Source organism: Collinsella sp. wc0583 (assembly GCF_046116915.1).
Lineage (GTDB): Bacteria > Actinomycetota > Coriobacteriia > Coriobacteriales > Coriobacteriaceae > Collinsella.
Genome location: NZ_JBJXBN010000001.1, coordinates 147,149 through 165,272, shown reverse-complemented (window position 1 = coordinate 165,272; position 18,124 = coordinate 147,149). Strand labels below are relative to the sequence as shown.

General features: G+C 63.9%; 14 protein-coding genes and 2 tRNA genes. All 16 read right to left on the bottom strand.

Annotated elements, in window-relative coordinates; translation table 11 throughout:
• Position 1 precedes the first annotated feature (1 nt).
• A complete protein-coding gene (locus tag ACKUUJ_RS00735; protein ID WP_022095182.1) occupies positions 2-622 on the bottom strand; it encodes an ATP-dependent Clp protease proteolytic subunit in 621 nt (206 codons plus the stop codon).
• Positions 623-785: 163 nt separating this feature from the next.
• Positions 786-2,087 (bottom strand): trigger factor, encoded by a 1,302-nt coding sequence (tig, locus tag ACKUUJ_RS00730; protein ID WP_409064320.1) that lies wholly within the window; start codon positions 2,085-2,087, stop codon positions 786-788.
• An 88-nt stretch (positions 2,088-2,175) separates the two neighbouring features.
• Positions 2,176-2,259: transfer RNA gene (locus ACKUUJ_RS00725), tRNA-Leu, on the bottom strand.
• A 431-nt stretch (positions 2,260-2,690) separates the two neighbouring features.
• Positions 2,691-5,522, bottom strand: coding sequence for a molybdopterin-dependent oxidoreductase (locus ACKUUJ_RS00720; protein WP_409064319.1), 2,832 nt, complete (start codon positions 5,520-5,522; stop codon positions 2,691-2,693).
• Complete coding sequence (locus tag ACKUUJ_RS00715) at positions 5,522-6,424, bottom strand: FAD binding domain-containing protein (RefSeq protein ID WP_409064318.1); 903 nt, start codon at positions 6,422-6,424, stop codon at positions 5,522-5,524. Before ACKUUJ_RS00715 ends, ACKUUJ_RS00720 begins: the two co-directional genes overlap by 1 nt.
• 241 nt (positions 6,425-6,665) lie before the next feature.
• Positions 6,666-8,021: an NADP-specific glutamate dehydrogenase gene (gene gdhA / locus ACKUUJ_RS00710; protein WP_099431586.1), complete on the bottom strand. Its 1,356-nt coding sequence runs from the start codon at positions 8,019-8,021 to the stop codon at positions 6,666-6,668.
• Positions 8,022-8,278: 257 nt separating this feature from the next.
• Entirely contained in the window at positions 8,279-8,674 is a 396-nt protein-coding gene (locus ACKUUJ_RS00705) for a DUF3343 domain-containing protein (RefSeq protein WP_195361366.1), read from the bottom strand.
• Positions 8,675-8,703: 29 nt separating this feature from the next.
• Entirely contained in the window at positions 8,704-9,336 is a 633-nt protein-coding gene (locus tag ACKUUJ_RS00700) for a molybdenum cofactor guanylyltransferase (protein WP_409064317.1), read from the bottom strand.
• A 154-nt stretch (positions 9,337-9,490) separates the two neighbouring features.
• Positions 9,491-9,587: transfer RNA gene (locus ACKUUJ_RS00695), tRNA-Sec, on the bottom strand.
• A 36-nt stretch (positions 9,588-9,623) separates the two neighbouring features.
• Complete coding sequence (gene selB / locus ACKUUJ_RS00690; RefSeq protein WP_409064316.1) at positions 9,624-11,591, bottom strand: selenocysteine-specific translation elongation factor; 1,968 nt, start codon at positions 11,589-11,591, stop codon at positions 9,624-9,626.
• Positions 11,588-13,045: an L-seryl-tRNA(Sec) selenium transferase gene (selA, locus tag ACKUUJ_RS00685; protein ID WP_409064315.1), complete on the bottom strand. Its 1,458-nt coding sequence runs from the start codon at positions 13,043-13,045 to the stop codon at positions 11,588-11,590. Before selA ends, selB begins: the two co-directional genes overlap by 4 nt.
• Positions 13,046-13,097: 52 nt before the next feature.
• The gene (locus ACKUUJ_RS00680; RefSeq protein WP_409064314.1) at positions 13,098-15,215 is read right to left on the bottom strand and encodes a molybdopterin-dependent oxidoreductase; all 2,118 of its coding nucleotides are present in this window, start codon (positions 15,213-15,215) and stop codon (positions 13,098-13,100) included.
• 160 nt (positions 15,216-15,375) lie between these two features.
• The gene (locus tag ACKUUJ_RS00675; protein WP_409064313.1) at positions 15,376-16,215 is read right to left on the bottom strand and encodes a formate/nitrite transporter family protein; all 840 of its coding nucleotides are present in this window, start codon (positions 16,213-16,215) and stop codon (positions 15,376-15,378) included.
• Positions 16,216-16,254: 39 nt separating this feature from the next.
• A complete protein-coding gene (gene hycI, locus ACKUUJ_RS00670) occupies positions 16,255-16,758 on the bottom strand; it encodes a hydrogenase maturation peptidase HycI (protein WP_196025392.1) in 504 nt (167 codons plus the stop codon).
• Entirely contained in the window at positions 16,758-17,339 is a 582-nt protein-coding gene (locus ACKUUJ_RS00665) for a formate hydrogenlyase maturation HycH family protein (protein ID WP_409064312.1), read from the bottom strand. The genes hycI and ACKUUJ_RS00665 overlap by 1 nt, the downstream gene beginning before the upstream one ends.
• Positions 17,340-18,122, bottom strand: a complete 783-nt coding sequence (locus ACKUUJ_RS00660) for an NADH-quinone oxidoreductase subunit B family protein (RefSeq protein WP_409064311.1) — start codon at positions 18,120-18,122, stop codon at positions 17,340-17,342.
• Positions 18,123-18,124 lie beyond the last annotated feature (2 nt).

The window sequence follows — 18,124 nt, the reverse complement described above, 5'->3', positions numbered from 1 at the left end:
CCTAGGCGTCCTTCGCGGCGAGGTCGCGCGAGGTGACAATACGGTCGATCAGGCCGTAGTCGAGGGCCTCGGCAGCCGTGAGGTAGTTATCGCGCTCGGTGTCGGCCTGAACCTTCTCGATGGGCTGGCCCGAGGCGTCGGACAGGATCTGGTTGAGCTCACGGCGGGTCTTCTTGATCTCCTCGGCCACGATCTCGATCTCGGTCTGCTGGCCCTGTGCACCGCCGCTGGGCTGGTGAATCATGACCTTGGAGTGCGGCAGGCAGAAGCGCTTGCCCTTGGCGCCGGCCGAAAGCAGCACAGCGGCCATAGACGCGGCCATGCCGACGCAAATGGTGGAGACCTGCGGCTTAATGAAGTTCATGGTGTCAAGAATCGCCAGGCCGGAGTAGACCTCGCCGCCGGGCGAATTGATGTAGAGCGAGATATCCTTCTCGGCATCCTGGCTCTCAAGATGCAGCAACTGGGCAACGACCAGGTTGGCGCTGACGGAGTTGATCTCCTCGCCCAAGAAGATGATGCGGTCGTTGAGCAGGCGCGAATAGATATCGTAGCTGCGCTCGCCGCGCGGCGTCTGCTCGATAACGTATGGCACGAGGGCGGAATCGAACTTGGCGATCATACGCATCTCCATTTCTCTCTTGCGGACCAAATTGGTTCTAGATAAACGTACGGTGCCCGCATGCTATGCATTGGCTGGCACCGTACGAAGCAACCGGATAACCGGTGTATAACTTTACCCCATCACGGGCGCACCCATGCGCTCGCGGGCAAGGTGGCGAGAATTACTCGGCGTCCTTGGCGGTCTCGTCGACCTCGGTCACCTTGGCGTTCTCGACCAGGTGGTCGACGGCCTTGGAGCGACGGATGGACTCGCGGACGGCAGGCATGCGGCCATCGGCGATGAACTCGGCCTTGGAAGCCTCGACGTCCTTGACGCCGGCCTTCTCGAACTCGGCGTTGATGTCGTCCTCGGTAACCTCAATCTTGAGCTCACGGGCGAGGGCGTCCAGAGCCAGGGACTCACGGGCAACGTCGTTGGCCTGCTTGTGCAGGTCGCCGATGAACTGCTCCATGGTCAGGCCGGAAGCGGGCAGCCAGGTGTCCAGCGTCATGCCGCGGGCAGCGAGGTTGGACAGGAAGTTCTGGCCAAGCTCCTCAAAGACGGACTGCTCGTAGTCGGCGTCCATCTCGTCGAGCTGCAGGCGCTCGGCGAGAGCGGAGACGCAACGGTTCTCCTTCTCGGCCGGCAGGCGGGAAGCCTTGTCCTGCTCGATCTCGATCTTGATGGCGTCGCGCATGGCGTCGATGCTGTCAAAGCCAAAGTCGGACTTGACGAGCTCGTCGGTGAGCTCGGGGGTGTTGCGGACCTTGATGCCCTTGACGGTGACCTCGACGGTGTGGGTCTCGGCCTCCTCGCCCTCATCGACCTCGTCGGTCCAGGTGACGGTCTTGACGTCGTCAACGTTAGCGCCGATCAGGGCCTCGTTGAACTCCTTGGGGTTGCTGTCGCTACCGGCGATGAGCATGCGGCCCTCGGCGGCAAAGTTGTCGGCGTTCTCGACGGCCTTGAGGTCGACAGTGACGTAGTCCTCGGCCTCGACGGCGCGACCCTCGACGTCCTCGAAAGTGGCACGGTAGTTGAGGAGCATCTCGACCTGGTTGTTGATCTCGGACTCGGTGACCTCCGCAGGGGGCATCTCGATCTCGACGGCGTCGAAGGAGGAGAGCTCAGCGGCGGGACGCAGGGAGAACTCGACGATGTAGGTGTAGTCCTCGTGATCCTTGGCGAGGTCGAGCTCCTTGTAGTCACCGCTCTTGGTGGGGACGATGTCCAGCTCGTTGAGGACGGCGGGCTCGTTGGCGGCGATCAGGTCGTTGGTGGCCTGAGCGAGGGTAGCCTCGGCGCCAAGAGCGGAGTCGATGACCGGACGGGGAGCCTTGCCGGCACGGAAGCCCGGGAAGCGATACTTCTTGGCGGTGTCCTTGTAGGCCTTCTTGATCGCGGCGTCGACGTCGACGGCCGGGATGGTGACCGTAGCGGTGAGCTTGGCGTCCTTGACGTCAGAAGCGGTGATGTTCAACACGTTCCTCCTCATACTGCCCAGCTTATCTGAGGTGCTGGTACCTTTATGCAACAAAGAGTCGCAACGGCCGAAGCCGAAGCAGATGCGTTGGTGCGGGCGAAAGGACTCGAACCTTCACGGGAATCCCACCAGAACCTAAATCTGGCGCGTCTACCAATTCCGCCACGCCCGCATGAGCGCACAGACTAGGAATGATAGCAGATACGAACGGTAAGCGCACGCACACCTTTTACAAGCTCACGACCTCACCACGAGAGCAAGCCAATAGAGCACGCCACCCCATCTCATAAGTTGCGGTGGAATAGGGACTGTTTGGGGCTCCAGTCCTCCAAAACAGTCCCTATTCCACCGCAACTTCGGTGGGACTCGGCAGCCTGGCGATGCTGGCCATGCGCCGGAAAGCGTGTCCCGGTTTGGGGCCTCGGAATGGGATGCAATTTCCGCTATAGCCATCAACCGGAAACTGCAACCCGTTTTGAGCCCCTATTCCGGGATGCACTTTCCGCCAAGGCCCTCAAACGGAAACTGCAGCCCACAATTCAGTTGAAAAGTGGGCTGCAGCTTCCCAGGGCTAGGCAAAGAGCGGCGGATGCGTCGCCTCGCCTACTCCCCCAGCAGGGCCTTCTCGGGCGTGATCGGCAGCGAGCGAACCTGATGTCCGGTAGCGTGTGCCACGGCCGAGGCAACGGCGGCGAGCGGCGTGTTGATGACGACCTCGCCGATCGACTTGGCACCAAACGGACCCGTCGGCTCGTAGCTCGGCTCAAAGGCCACGCGAATACTGCCGATATCCAGGCGCGTGGGCAGCTTGTAGCTCATAAAGTTGCCGGTGCGCAGGCGGCCGCGCTCATCATGCTCGACGATTTCGTAGAGCGCGTGGCCGATACCCTGGGCAATGCCGCCCTCGGCCTGGACGCGCGCGAGCGCCTCGTTGATCACGGTGCCGCAGTCCACAGCCGCCGCGTAGTCCACCACAGTCACCTTGCCGGTGGCCTTGTCGACCTCGACCTCGGCAATGCCGGCCATAAACGGCGGGGGCGAAACGGGCAGGCAGGCTGAGGCGTGCGAGGTGAGCGCGTCGCCGCCCGCGATGTTCTTGACGCACAGGTTGGCAAAGTCGCGCAGCGTGAGGTAGCGGTTCTGCTCGCGCGCGGCACGCTCGTCGGACAGGCGCACGTACTGACCATCAAAGACCACGTCGGCGGCGTCCACGTCCCACATCTGGGCGGCCTTGGCGCAGATCTTCTCACGCAACTCGGTCGCGGCGTTCTTGGCGGCAAGGCCCGTCACGTACGTACCCGAGCTCGCGTACGAGCCGGCGTCGAACGGCGACACGTCGGTGTCCACGCCGCGCACCACGATAAGCGAGCTCTCCACGCCCAGCTCCTCGGCGGCAATCTGCGCCAGAATCGTGTCGACGCCCATGCCGTTATCGGTGGCGCCGGTGCCGATGGTAATGAAGCCGTCCTCTTCCAGGCGCATGTCGATGCCGGCGATGTCCACGTTGGAGATGCCCGAGCCCTGCATAGTGAGCGCGCAGCCCAGGGCGCGCACGCGGTCGCCCAGGTCCACGGCCAGCGGCTTGTCGCGCCAGCCGATCATGTCCATCGCGCGCAGCAGGCAGCGGTCGAGCGCGCAGGCGTTGAGCTTCTCGTTGTAGTACTGCGGCATGACCTCGCCCTCGCGCACCATGTTTTTAAGGCGCAGGTCGGCGGTGTCCATGTGCAGCATGTCGGCGAGCTCGTTAACGGCACTCTCCACGGCAAACTGGCCCTGGGTGGCACCGTAGCCGCGATACGCGCCGCCACGGTTGGTATTGGTGTAGACGGCGTCCCAGCTAAAGCGGCTCGCCTTCACGTGGTTGTAGATGGGCAGGCTCTTATGACCCGAAAGGCCGATCGTCGTGGTGGCATGCTCGCCATAGGCGCCGGCGTTGGACAGCGTATGCAGATCGATGGCCGTGATGGTGCCGTCGTTCATGGCGCCCAGCTTAACGGTCATCTGCATCTGGTGGCGCGAGTTGCCCGCGGTGATGGTCTCCTCGCGGGTGTAGCAGCAGTAGCTCGGACGGCCGGTCTGCTGCGTCACAAACGCAACGAAGATCTCACAGCAGCCCGTCTGCTTGGAGCCAAAGCCGCCGCCGATGCGCGGCTTAATGACCTGCACCTGCGACTGCGGAATGTCGAGCGACTGCGCGACCATGCGGCGCACGTGGAAGGGCACCTGTGTAGAGGTGGTCACCGAGATGCGGCCGAACGCGTCGGTCGTCGCGAAGGCGCGGAAGGTCTCCATGGGCGCGGTCTGCGTGGCCTGGCTGGTGTAGGTGCGAGTGAAGACGATGTCGCTCTGGGCGAAGGCCTCGTCCAAGTCGCCAAAGTCGCTCGTGCCACTGCACACCAGGTTGCGAGCAACGTCGCCGCCCTGCGGGAACATAAAGGTCACATCGCCCTCGGGGTGGACCACGATGTCATTATCGAGCGCCTTGGTAAAGTCGAGCAGCGGCTCGAGCACCTCATAGTCAACCTTAATGAGCTTGAGTGCCTTGTCGGCGGCCTCCTCGGTCTCGGCGGCGACGATCGCCACCTCCTCGTTTTGGTAGCGCACCAGGTTCTCAAGAATCAGACGGTCGTAGGGCGAAGGCTGCGGATAGCTCTGGCCGGCAATGGTAAAGCGGCGCTGGGGCACGTCCTCGTAGGTGTAGACGCCCACGACGCCCGGCACCTTCAGGGCGCGCGACGTATCGATGGAGCGGATCTTGGCGCGGGCATAGGGGCTGCGCTTGAGTTTGACGATGAGCGCACCGGCGGGCACCATATCGCCGGTGTAGACGGGACGCCCCTCGAGCAGGGCCTTCGAGTCCTTCTTGGGCTGCTTGTGAGTGATCTGCTTGTAGGAGACACCGTCGGAGCTGGTGTTATTGACCGGCAGCTCGGGCATCTCAAAGCCCACCTGCACGCCGGACTCGTTAAGGAAGCGCACGATGGCGCGCAGCTGGCTCTCGTAGCCGCTGCAGCGGCAAAGGTTGCCGGCCAGCTGGCGCGAGAGCTCCTCGCGCGTGGCGACGAGGCTCGGGTCCTCCTTGGCGGCGCGGGCAAGCGCCAGCACGTTCATGATGAGGCCGGGGGCGCAAAAACCGCACTGCTCGGCGCCTTCGGCAGCCATCGCACGGGCCAGTGCCTCGGACTCGGCCTTGAGGCCCTCGAGCGTGGTGATGGTGCGACCCTCAACACGGGCCGCGGGAACCGAGCAGCTCAGCACCGGGTCGCCGTCGAGCCACACCGTGCACAGGCCACAGTTGGTGGTTTCGCAGGCACAGCGCACCGACGCGCAGCCTTGCTCGCGCAGCAGCGCAAAGAGCATGGTGTCGGGGGCAATCTGAACCTTGACCTTGCGGCCGTTGAGCGTAAAGGAAAGATCGATGAGTTTGGCAGCCATTAGCGCACCTCGCTAGAATCGACGCCGGACACGCGGCGGCAAGAATACTCGTCCGTGGCGAACTTGGGAATCTGCACGGTCTCGAGCTCGTGGGCAAGCGCGGCCGAAAGCTCGATGCCGGCGGCACGACGCACAGCCTGGACGGCAAGCGGGGCCGAGATGCGGCGACGGTAGTCGGCCGAGCCCCACATATTGGTGCCGTAGCTCAGGGCACGCACGGATGCGGCAAGGGCGCGAAGCTCGTCCTCGGAAGGCTGCTCGCCGGTGAGACCACACGCCTCGCCCTGTAGCAAGGTCGCGCGCAGCGGGCGGGCGCCCACGGTGACGTGCCAGGAGCCGTCCCACCAGGCGGCGGTAACGTTCAGCGAGGGAAAGTCGGTCGCGGCCTTGCGCACGGCCTCGTAGCTCGCACGGTAATCGTGCTTAACGACTACGATGTGCTCGATCACGTCGCGCACGTAACCCATGTTCACGAACTCGGCGAGCGGAACGCGGCCTGCCCCCGTCAGCTCAACATAGGAATCGAGCGCCAGGAAAGCCGAGAGCACGTCCGAGAAGCCAAAGCGGCCGTAGATGCTGCCGCCCACCGTGGCGGTGTTGCGCAGCTGCACGCCCACGATGTCGTGGACGGCGAACTCAAAGACATTGTTGACAAGCGCGTTGAGCCCGGCATGACGCTCGAGCTGGCGCAGGGTGCACATGGCACCGATGCGAAACTCGGTCTCGGTCTCCTCGATCTGATCGAGTCCGCAGGCCGAAAGGTCAATCGCCGTCGCCACGCGACGCGAACCCAGGCGCATCCAGATGCCGCCGCCCACAATCTTGTTGTTGCGGTTCTTCTGCAAGAGCTCATAGGCTTCGGCCGCGTTTCCAACACGGACGTAGGTACCGAACTTGAGCACGTTCTCCCCCATCTCTTCACTTGTCCAGTACTTTTAAGTGTACCAAACGAGGAGCCGCACACCGTTTTAGGACAAAATCCACCCACCCATCCATAACTTGCGGTGATATACGGACTGATTAGCCGTTCTGGAACGCAAAACAGTCCGTATATCACCGCAAGTTATGAGGAGTCCTCCGGGATAGAAAAGGCTCCCAGCCAGATAGCTGGGAGCCTCATCACATGCTATGTCGAGCGAAGATTTAGCAGACGCCCTGAGCGAGCATGGCGTCGGCGACCTTCAGGAAGCCGGCGATGTTGGCGCCCATGACGAAGTTGCCCTCCTGGCCGTACTCCTTGGCGGTGTCGTCCACGTTGTGGAACATGCCGCGCATGAGCTGCTCGAGCTTGCCGTCGACCTCCTCGAAGGTCCAGGACAGGTGCTCGGCGTTCTGGCTCATCTCCAGGCCGGACACGAGCACGCCACCGGCGTTGGCAGCCTTACCAGGCATAAAGGCAACGCCGTTCTCCTGGAAGTAGGTCGTGGCCTCGATGGTCGTGGGCATGTTCGCGCCCTCGCCGACCACCTTGCAGCCGTTGGCGACGAGCGCCTGGGCGTCCTCGAGCAGCAGCGTGTTCTCGCGAGCGCAGGGAAGCGCGATATCGCAGGGCAGCTGCCACACGCCGCGGCCGTCGCCCTCGTGCCACGTGGCATTGGGCTTCTCGTCGACGTACATAGCGAGCGTAACGCCCTTGTCGTGACCGGAGCGCTTCTTGTTGTAGACGTGCTCGAGCACGGTGTAGTCAATGCCGTCGGGATCCTCGACCCAGCCGTGGGTGTCGGAGCAGGCCAGCACCTTGCCGCCGAGCTGGGCGACCTTCTGGACCGCGTAGATGGCGACGTTACCGGAGCCGTGAACGACGACGTTCTTGCCCTCGAAGGAGTCGCCGCGGCTCTTGAGGTACTCGTCCACAAAGTAGACCAGACCATAACCGGTGGCCTCGGTACGGGCGAGCGAACCGCCAAAGGAGAGGCCCTTGCCAGTGAGGACGCCGGTCCACTCGTTGGTCAGGCGCTTGTACTGACCGAACAGGTAGGCAACCTCGCGGCCGCCAACGCCCAGGTCGCCGGCGGGAACGTCAGTGTTGGGGCCAATGTGGCGATAGAGCTCGGTCATGAAGGACTGGCAGAAGTGCATGATCTCGTTGTTGGACTTGCCCTTGGGGTCAAAGTCGGAACCGCCCTTGCCGCCGCCCATGGGAAGGGTGGTCAGGCTGTTCTTGAGGATCTGCTCCAGGCCCAGGAACTTGAGCATGCCCAGGGTGACCGTCGGGTTAAAGCGAAGGCCGCCCTTGTAGGGTCCAATGGCAGAGTTGAACTCGACGCGGTAGCCGCGGTTGACTTGGACCTTGCCCTGGTCGTCGACCCAGGGGACACGGAACATGACGATGCGCTCGGGCTCGACGAGGCGCTCAAGCAGGGCGGCCTCCTCGTACTCGGGATGGGCGTCGAGCGCCGGCTGGATGGTGCCGAGGATCTCGGTCGCGGCCTGGATGAACTCAGGCTGCTCGGGATAGCGGGCCTTGAGCTCGTCGAGAACTTTCTGCGTGTAGCTCATGCTTCCTCCAATTGATGGAAAAGAAAAGTATCGTTCGAGGCGCCCCATGCGCCGCGAGCTTTATCGAATATGGATAATATCGCACTGTTGCGGGAAAGTTTCGCATAAGCCGACGAGCAGATGTTTCGTTTTGATTACGATGCAGGTAGAAGCGTTTTTGAGTGTCTGACATGCAAAACCCGTGTTTCAAACCTGTTTCGTCCACGTGTTCCAAGCCACCACATTGGGGACAGGCACCTTTGTGGTGATGTTGGTGGTTAGAGGACGAGCTGATGGTAGTCGGCGGGGGTTATGCGGCCTTCGGTGGCAGCGCGGAAGGCGGCAAGAGCATCGCCCGAGAACGGCATGGCCCAGCACAGCCCACAGCCGGCGGTGATGGAGCCGGGCAGCGGCATGATGCGCCCGGGCACACCGGCGGCAAGGCACAGCTGCTCGCATTCCATCACATCGAAGGTGCTATCGAACGAAACGATGATCTTGCGTTCATGGTCGAGAGCATCACCGGACGGGCCTTCGCGGTGTGCATCGCGATACGCCGCGGCGGCCGCTTCCTCTTCCGCAGTATGTCCACAGCCACCGCAACCGCAGGTACAGGGTTCGGACCCATCGCAAGTGCAAGGCTCCCCGGTATCGGGGCAAATATCATGTGACACGGCATCTCCCGTCATTGATGTGTGCAGATCTAGGCGAGCAACTCGGCCGCCGCAAACTCCTCGGGCGTATTGACGTTTTCGAAGCAGAGCGTCGAGCCCGCGGCCTTAACGATCTGCGGCTCATCCATATAACCGGCCTGAACGCGATTGATCAGGCAGCGAATGCGCTGTCGGTCGCAGGAGAGCAGCTCTTGGGCAACCGGAGCACACGCATCACGGCGCCAGACGGCGCAAAGCGGCTCAATCCCCCGCTCCTCGCGCGGCACGCACACATCGAGCACCACGGCCTCAACATGATCGGCAAGCGCGCCGATGAGTTCCGGCGAGACAAACGGCATATCGCAGGCTACGATCGCCACAAGCGGCAATCGGGCCGCGGCCAACGAGCTCGCGATGCCGCGCATGGCGCCCGCCGACCCTTCAAGGTCCGCCACCACACGCGGCACCAGGCCGCCAAACGTGCGCTCCTCAAGGTAGGCAAGCTCGCTGGGACGCGAAGTCGTCACGACCAACTCACCGGCAACTGGCGCCAACCGACCCAGCACGCGCTCGATGAGCGGCTCGCCGCAAAACGCCATGCGCGCCTTATCGCAGCCCATGCGCGAGGACAGCCCGCCCGCTTGGACGACACAAGAAAGATCGGCCCGTCTTACGGTAGTCATACGGCAAACCACCCCCATCGGCATGCTCGAAGCCCGGTGCACGAAGCTAAATACCGCCGCCGAAATAGCGACGCTACGAAAAGCTCGTGCAAAAACAAAACAGCGCCTTTGCGGCACGCAGCAAGACCGCGAGCACAAAAGCGCTGGTAGCGTATGGCGGGAACGTATGTGAATCGAACACATCCAAGACGTTTTGCACGCCTCGCAACGGTTTTGAGGACCGCGGAGCCCACCGGAGCCCATCCGTTCCCAAGTGCGGCGGTATTTTACCAAACCGAGCAGCCAATCTAGCGCAGGGAGCGCAGGCCGCCGGCGTCCTTGTCGAGCACCGTAAAGCGCACGGCATCCAGGTGCTCCAAGATGCTGATGGCACGTTTGCGCGACACGCCCAGAGCCTCACGCAGCACGCTCGTGGTGGCTGCGCCACCGGCGTCGGCAATGCCAGCGGCGACAAGCTCGCGCGCATGCGACTCCGCGGTGGCGGACAAGGCAACGTCGCGCTCGACCTTCACGATGGAGCGGTTGAGCGAAAGCTCGCGCAGCGCACGCGTCATGGTGTCGCGATCGAGCTGGAGTTGCTCGCCCACCTCGGGCAACGTCGGTGCATCGAGGCCAGCTTCGTCCAGCAAAGCAACGATGCGTTCGCAGGCCTCGCGCACCACACGCGCTGCAGCGGCAGCGGAGTGCGGGTCGAACACCTCGGCGCCCTCGGCGGCGCACACGCCACGCGAGCAGCCCTCGGAAATCAGGGCTGCGGCAACTGTATTGTCAGCGGCAGGCCACGCAGCATGGGCAACGGCGCCGGGCGTAAAGCCCGTCTCCTTGGGAGACGCCGCGTGCATAGCGGTCAGGGTCGCCGCCAGCACGTCCATGGCGGCATCGAGCACGGCGGCATTCACATACAGTGCATCGCCAGAGCCGGCAAGCTCGCAAACAGCACCTCGAGCCACCAGCTCGTTCAGCGCGGCATCGGCCTCACCGGAAACAAGATCCAGCGCCGCGGCAACGTCGGCGACCACGACTGGCAACGTCTGCAGCGCCAGCCACGCGTCCACACCAGCGACGGCATCGCCGGCCTCAAGCGCTGCAAGCAGCGTGCACTCTCCCGCCGAAAGCTCGCGCGAGCGGCGGCAGCGCGAAAGCAGCACGCGCCCGCCGCCGATGAGCATAACGGGCGAATACGACAGCACCACGGCGTGGTCTCCGGCGCGCAGCGGCAGCGGCTCCTCCAGGCGCACCTGCACGGTACGGGTCTCGCCCACCGCCATGGGGGCCTCGCCCTCCAAAAGCATGATGCGACCGACAACCTCAGCCGTGCCGGCCATCACATGCACGCGCGCACCCGACTCGAGCACACGCGGCTTGGCTCCCTCACGGCCCAGGTAGGTGAACGTCATCATAAAGCGTAACGTCTGACCAAAGCGATTCGCCACGCCCAGCAACTCGCCGCGGTCAAGCGCCGCGGCACCGTCACCAACTAGGTTGAGCGCCACACGCTGACCAGGCAGCGCGCGCGGCGTATCGCCATGCACCTGAATCCCGCGCACGCGACAGACCGTACGCGACGGCAAAGCCATCAGCTCGTCGCCCACCGCAACCGGCGCATCGTGCAGCGTTCCCGTTACGACAGTGCCGACGCCCTTAATCGTAAAGCAGCGGTCAATCGGCAGGCGCGGCGCGGCATCGGTGCGCTCGGCACGGTCGCGGCAGGCATCCCAGCAGGCACTTACCTGCTCGTCGAGCACCGCAAGCAGCCCGTCGATCCCCTCGCCCGTCTTAGACGACACGGGCACAATCGGCGCGCCCGCAAACACGGTACCCGACAAAAAGTCATCGACATCGAGCTCGGCAAGCTCGGTCATCTCGGCATCGGCAAGGTCGCACATCGTCAGCGCGACCACCATATGCGTAACGCCCAGCAGCTCCAGCACGTGCACGTGCTCGCGCGTCTGCGGCATCACGCCCTCGACGGCAGAGACCACCAGCACGGCAACGTCGATGCCCGTGGCGCCCTGCACCATGGCGCGCAGGTAATGCGCGTGGCCCGGCACGTCGACCAGGCCGACGATCTTGCCACTCGGCAGCGCCAACTCGCCAAAGCCCAGCTCCACGGTCATACCGCGACGGCGCTCAACCTCCAGACGATCGGGATTCTTGCCGGTCAGTGCCTCGATCAGTGCCGACTTACCATGGTCAACGTGACCCGCCGTGCCAACGATAACGGGACACTCCACCAGCGCCTGAACCTCACTCATCGAGCAATCGCCTTCTCAACGCATGCGGCAAGCGTCGACGCCGCCGTCTCGATATCGCGGTCGCCCACGAGCGTGCGCACGTCAAATAGGATGCGATCGTGCGAGGTTCGCGTGACGACCGGCGTGTCGAAGTCCTGGACAAGCGAGCGCTTGAGCGCATCGACCGTCAGGCGCGCGTCAACAAGACGCACGGCAACGCACATCGTGGGCAGCTCCACGGTAGGCAGCGAGCCGCCACCGGGGGTCGACGACTCCTCGACGATTTCCACCTGCACGGCACACGGGCAGCCAGCCTTATCGAGGCCCGCCACCATCAGCTCGCGCAGCTTGCGTGCGCGACGCTCCAGATGAGCCTGCGGCAGCGTAAGCATGCTGAGCACCGGAATATCACGATGGGCAACATCGGCACCGTCCATGTAGATACGCAGCGTGGCCTCGAGTGCCGTGAGCGCCAGTTTGCCCGGACGCAGAGCACGCATGAGCGGATGTGCGCCGCAGGCCTGGACCAGATCGCGACGGCCCATGATAATGCCCGCCTGTGCGGCACCGAGCAGCTTATCGCCCGAGCACGACACCAGATCGAGCCCTGCCGAAACCGAAGCCGGCGTGGTTTCTTCGCCGCCGCGCACCAAGATGTCGTCGGGCAACAGCGCGCCCGAGCCCTGGTCCTCGTAGAACAGCAGGCCATGCTTGTGAGCAAGCGCCGCAAGCTCCCGAGAGCCCACCTCCTCGTGAAAGCCCTCGATGCGATAGTTGGAAGGATGGACCTTAAGGATCATCGCCGTATCGGGCGTAATGGCTTGCTCATAATCTGCCAGGTGCGTACGGTTGGTGGCTCCGACCTCGACGAGCTTGGCGCCCGAGGCCGCCATGACGTCGGGGATGCGGAAGCTGCCGCCAATCTCGACAAGCTCGCCGCGGCTGACGATGACCTCCTTGCCCGCGGCATGGGTCGCCAGCACCAGCAGCACGGCGGCCGCGTTATTGTTAACGACCAGCGCATCCTCGGCACCGGTAAGCGAGCGGATCAGCTGCGCGGCATGCTCCTTGCGCGACCCACGCGAGCAGCTGTCCACGCTGTACTCGAGCGTGCTGTACCCGCGCGCAACCTCGGCCACGGCCTTGGCGACCGACTCCGCAAGCGGGGCGCGACCCAAGTTGGTATGGATAACCACACCCGTGGCGTTGACGGCGGGACGCAGGCTCGGCAGCGCAGAGCGATGCGCACGCCACTCGATGGCCGAGGCCAGCTCGCGCTTGGAACGCGGGGCGGCGCCAACACGAATCGCGGAGCGCTCCTCGTCGAGCTCGGCCGTGACGGCGGCATGCACCACCGCGTCGCAGGTCTCCCCCGCCGCCTTCACTACCGGCCACTCGGCTAGCAGCTCGTTGACGGAGGGAATGGCGCGCAGGCGGGCGCGCACCTCATCGGACATGTTCTGGCTATCGCTCATGTGCGGCCTTTCAAAAAAAACGTGGATCAGTCGAATACATCAGCTGAGTCAATTACTCGTTATTATCCTCGCGCGCCGCGATCTTTTCCACGCGAACGGCGTTTTCCTGGGTGAGCGCGGCACCCGTCAACGGATCCCAACGCAACGGCGTATGGTCGAGCGGGCCCACGCCCAAGGCTTGAGCGCCACCGGCATCGGCGACAAACGAACGCCCGCCGGGGGCGGCCGACGTAAAGATGCACGCCGGATGCAGATACGGCGTCGTCTCCACGCGCACGCGGTCGCGGCCCATATCGCTCACGAGTTCGACGATCTCGCCGTCGGCGATGCCCATGTGCGCAGCAGCATCGGCATTCATCTGCACGGCATCCAGGTCCAATCCAGCCTCGGCGGCACCTTGGGCCGCAAGCCTGCGCGAGGTGTGCGACTCAAAGGGACGGTTGCCGCTAATGAGGCGAAACATCCCCGGGCCGGGCTCCACCATGGGCGCGATCCAGTTGGGTACACGACCCAGGCCGGCTCGTTCCCATACGTCGCTTGCCAGCGCAATTTTGCCGCCATCCAAGGGAATCGCCGGCTCGCCCGTACGCGACGGCAACGCGACACCTGTGTCGGCCCAGCCGCGCTCCTTGAGCTCGTCAAGATTGATCCCAAAAGGCGCCACCTGGGCAGCCGCCAGATCGTCAGACGTAAACTGGAAGTACTCGCCCACACCGCACGCCTGTGCCAGACCAGCAAAGATCTCCCGACCGGGACGCGTGTCGTCATGCTGCACGGGCAGCACGGCATTACGGTAGAATACGCGCGCATCGTTGGTGCCTATCACCGTTCCCACGCCGCGGTCGGCCTCCAGATACGTCACGTCGGGCAGCACGAAGTCAGAAGCGCGCGCTGTCTCGGACCAGCGAATATCAACGGTCACGAGCAAGTCGAGCTGCTGCAAAATACCCAACCAAGCCTGCGCATTGCCATAGCCAGCACCGGGGTTACTGGCATAGACGATGAGCCCACGCAAATCGCCGGCAAGAATCGACTGACCGATAGTCGTGCACAGGCCGCGCACCGGATCGACCAGCGGATAGCGCTCGGACCCCAGCTTGGGCCCGCGCGGCACCGGCGGCGTCGCAAAGCGTGCGGGATCGAGGTCGCCCAACACAAGCGGCGTGGGCGGGTTGAGGGCACCGCCCGCGTGTCCGATGCAGCCCAGCAGCACGTCGACCAAGCAAATAGCGCGCGCGGTCTGGGTGCTATTGGCATACGCGATTCCGATGCCGCCATGAAAGCCCGCATCCACCACGGCGGCAGGCGCGGCGCCAGCGAGATCGCGCGCCGTGGCGACAATCTCTGCGGCTGGCACGTCGCACATCGACTCGGCCCACTCGGGCGTCCAAGCACTGGCCGCCTGTGCCAGCTCGTCAAAGCCTGTGGTGTAGCGGTCCACGAACTCGTGATCGTACAGGCCCTCGGCAATCAAGACGTGGACAATACCCAACAGCAGCGCCAAGTCGCAGCCCGGGCGTACGCGGAGCCAGCGATCGGCAAGCGCGGCCGAGCCGCTGCGCCGGGGGTCAACCACGATGATCTTCGCCCCGCGCCGGCGCGCATCGTTGAGCGCGTCAACGGCCCCCATCGTCGACGAATCGACAATGGAACGCCCCAGGTACATGATGCAGTCGGTATGCGACAGGTCGGAGGCGGGACTATAACCCAGGCTGTGCTCCCAACCGGTAAGTCGGCTTACCTCGCAGGCACCGTCGGCACCGTACACGTTGGGCGAGCCCAGCGCATGCATAAAGCGATACGCCCAGTAGCGGTCGAACGAGGGCACGCCGAGCGTCATGCCCAGTGCACGAGGCCCGCACTCGTCAACAATCCCCAAAAGACGCTCGGCAATCTGCGCGAACGCCTCGTCCCAGGTAATCGCATCAAACCCCGAGCCATCTCGGCGGCGTCGCATGGGGTGCACAATGCGGTCACGCTCGTCAAACGGCATTGCCAGGCGATGCCGTCCGCGGGCGCACAGGGCACGCGCCGCGCACGGATGCCCCGGCACCGGCAACTCGGCCACCACACGCCCATCCTCAACATGGGCCGCAAAGGCGCAATCGGCATAGCATCCCCCGCATGTCGTCACCACGAAGCGACCGTCATGCATAGTTCTCGATGCCATCTCGATTATTCCTTCCAGCTCAGGGGTTCAGGCCCCACCGCACCACAGCTCTGCCGCCAGCTGCCGCGACGCAAAGCCCGCAGCATCTACCGCAGCAAGACACGAAGAGCCTCCCAAAAGGCAAACGCCCCTCGGGAGGCCCGTACGTCATTCCGGCTTATTACGCCTCGGACTTCTTGGCGTAGATAAACCAGTAGCCGAGCGCGACCAGAACCGCGCCGCCCACGATGTTGCCCAGCGTGGCGGCGGACAGGTTAAACGCAATGCCCGCAGCGTTGAGCGCATCGGCGCCGGCGACGTCGGCACCATAGCCGCACGCGTGCATCACGGCACCCATGGGCAAAAAGTACATATTGGCAACGCAGTGCTCAAAACCGCAGGCCACAAAGGCGGCGATGGGCAGCAGAATGCCCACAACCTTATCGACCACGGTCTTGCCGGCGGTACCGATCCACACGGCCAGGCACACAAAGATGTTGCACAGGATGCCGCGGAAGAAGATCGTCACCCAGTCGACCGTCACCTTGCCGGCGGCGACGCTCACCATGGAATTGGCGACCGCCTCGCCGTTGAGCTTGTAAATGCCGGCCATGTACACCAAAAAGACGATGAACAGGGCACCGACAAAGTTACCGACCCATACGACGACCCAAGCCTTGAGCATCTGGACCAGGGTGATCTTTTTGCTCTTGAGTGCGCAGACCATAAGCGAATTGCCGGTAAACAGCTCGGCGCCGCACACCAGCACAAGCACCAGGCCCAGGCAAAAGCACAGGCCGCCCACGACGCGCTGGGCGCCCCAGCCCAGCGTGCTATCGCTCAAGAACACGGTAAAGAACAGGCCACCGAAGGCAATGAACGCGCCGGCGAACATTGCCAACAGAAAGGCCTTTGCGACCGGCAGGTTGGCCTTGGTCACGCCGGCGGCCTCGGTCTTGGCCTCGATCGCGGCGGGCGCCAGGCAATCGGGAGCGGGATATTCTGCCTTGGAATCTGCCATGTCAATCACTTCTTTCCTAATCAGCAGGGACAAGCGCTCCTATTGCTCTTGTCCCAAGCGGACAAAGTGGGAAAAGTCGTTGGCGGCCACGGCGTCGTACACGGCGTCGACGGCGTCAAAGACCTCCGGGGACATAGGGTTGTAAAACTCCGTATCGCCCGGCTGAATCCCTATGAAGACGATATCTTCGCACGATTGCTCGATTTCCTCGATCAGAATCGACAAAGGGAGCGAATGCGTGGTGAACATCGACTTGCGGGCCACATCGCGCTTATCGAGCAGGCGGATAGACCCGACGGGCAGCGCCATGTCGGCGGCATCGACCAAGACCAGACGAGGCGGACGCTCGCGCTTGACCTCGATGATGTCGTCCTCGGGCGTTTGGCCACCGTCGATGGTGTACCAACCGGCAATGGGCGCGTCCTCCATCTTTTTGGAGAGCACGGGGCCGGCGGCATCGTCGGCACGCAGCACGCTTCCTGCCGTGAGCACGATACCCGCAAACGGGGCGCCGTTCACACGTCCATCCACAACGCGACCCATTACTGCAACCTTCCCGTCAGGTACACGCCCGACACATCGCGCACGCGCTCAACCAGATCGCGGAACTTCATCAGAAACGCGACCTGCTGGGCATGCAGGCCAAAGTCGTCGTCGAACACCGAGATGCCGGCCTTGGCCGAGCCGCGAAAACCGCGCTCGTCGAGCAGCGTGTCGCAGGCCTCGAGCAGCGAAGGCACCGCCGCCTTGTCGAGCTGGCACTCGCCAAAGGAGCGGATGGCCTCGAACTTGGTCTTGGCCTCCCCCTCCGGCAACGCGTCGACGAGCGAATAGAACACATCCACCGGCACCGACAGGCGCGGCTCAAAGCAGTCGAGCACACCGGTGTGGTGGCCCACGGCGAGCGTGTAGTACAGCACGTCGCAGGCCTCCTGGGGAACGTCTTCCTCGGTCTCCACAAACTTACGTGTGAGCTCGTAGAAGACCACCTGGTCGGGCGCGTGGCCCAGGCAGGGGTCGGCGACGCCCTCGGCGGCCTCGTCGCTTGCGCGCGAGGCATCGCTAAAAGAGCCGCCGAGCATGCCGGGGCCCGCAAAGTAACCAGAGCGGTCCGTGAGCTCCATCTAGCGACCTCCGGCCAGCACCAGATCCTGCAGCGCCGAGTACACCTCGACGCGGCGCGGATCATCCTGCTTGTTGATGAGCAACGCCATGGCACCGCGGATATCGCCCTTGGGCGCGCCCTCGAGCGTATCCATGAACTCATTGGCCAGGTCGCGGCCGTAACGGTAGCCGCTCATGGCGCGAGCCTCGCGCTCGATGGCAACGCGCAGCTTGTACGGCACGCCAGGGTGCAGGATATCGGCCTGCTCGCCGGCGGCCTCCACCGTGGTCTCGACATGGAGCTTTTGGTCCAGCAGACCGAGCGCCATGGCAAAGCCGTAGATGGTCTGCGCGGGGCTGGGCGGGCAGCCGGGGATATAGACATCGACCGGCAGAATCTTGTCCGTGCCGCCCCAGACGCAGTAGTTGTCGTAGAAGATGCCGCCGGTGCAGCCGCACGCGCCATAGGACACCACGATCTTGGGATCGGGTGCAGCCTCAAAGGCGCGCAGGGCCGGCATGCGCATGGCACGCGTCACGGCGCCGGTGTACAGCAGCACGTCGGCGTGACGGGGCGAAGGCACGACCTTGATGCCAAAGCGCTCGACGTCAAAGACGGGCGTGATGGAACCGAAGATCTCAATCTCGCAGCCGTTGCAGCCGCCGCAGTCAACACGGTAGACGTACACCGAGCGCTTGATCTTCTTAAGAAGGGTCGCCTTGGCCTTCTCGATGCTCTCGTCGAGCTCGATCTTGGTCGGGCGGTACTGAAGCCGCTCGGGCAAAAGCGTGGGTTCGGCCATGG

What these genes read in the sequence shown, in the direction of transcription:
- ACKUUJ_RS00675 (WP_409064313.1), bottom strand. Translation starts at nt 16,215, where the DNA reads ATGGCAGATTCCAAGGCAGAATATCCCGCTCCCGATTGCCTGGCGCCC.
- selB (WP_409064316.1), bottom strand. Translation starts at nt 11,591, where the DNA reads ATGAGTGAGGTTCAGGCGCTGGTGGAGTGTCCCGTTATCGTTGGCACG.
- gdhA (WP_099431586.1), bottom strand. Translation starts at nt 8,021, where the DNA reads ATGAGCTACACGCAGAAAGTTCTCGACGAGCTCAAGGCCCGCTATCCC.
- ACKUUJ_RS00660 (WP_409064311.1), bottom strand. Translation starts at nt 18,122, where the DNA reads ATGGCCGAACCCACGCTTTTGCCCGAGCGGCTTCAGTACCGCCCGACC.
- ACKUUJ_RS00665 (WP_409064312.1), bottom strand. Translation starts at nt 17,339, where the DNA reads ATGGAGCTCACGGACCGCTCTGGTTACTTTGCGGGCCCCGGCATGCTC.
- hycI (WP_196025392.1), bottom strand. Translation starts at nt 16,758, where the DNA reads ATGGGTCGCGTTGTGGATGGACGTGTGAACGGCGCCCCGTTTGCGGGT.
- ACKUUJ_RS00700 (WP_409064317.1), bottom strand. Translation starts at nt 9,336, where the DNA reads ATGACTACCGTAAGACGGGCCGATCTTTCTTGTGTCGTCCAAGCGGGC.
- ACKUUJ_RS00680 (WP_409064314.1), bottom strand. Translation starts at nt 15,215, where the DNA reads ATGGCATCGAGAACTATGCATGACGGTCGCTTCGTGGTGACGACATGC.
- ACKUUJ_RS00720 (WP_409064319.1), bottom strand. Translation starts at nt 5,522, where the DNA reads ATGGCTGCCAAACTCATCGATCTTTCCTTTACGCTCAACGGCCGCAAG.
- ACKUUJ_RS00735 (WP_022095182.1), bottom strand. Translation starts at nt 622, where the DNA reads ATGATCGCCAAGTTCGATTCCGCCCTCGTGCCATACGTTATCGAGCAG.
- selA (WP_409064315.1), bottom strand. Translation starts at nt 13,045, where the DNA reads ATGAGCGATAGCCAGAACATGTCCGATGAGGTGCGCGCCCGCCTGCGC.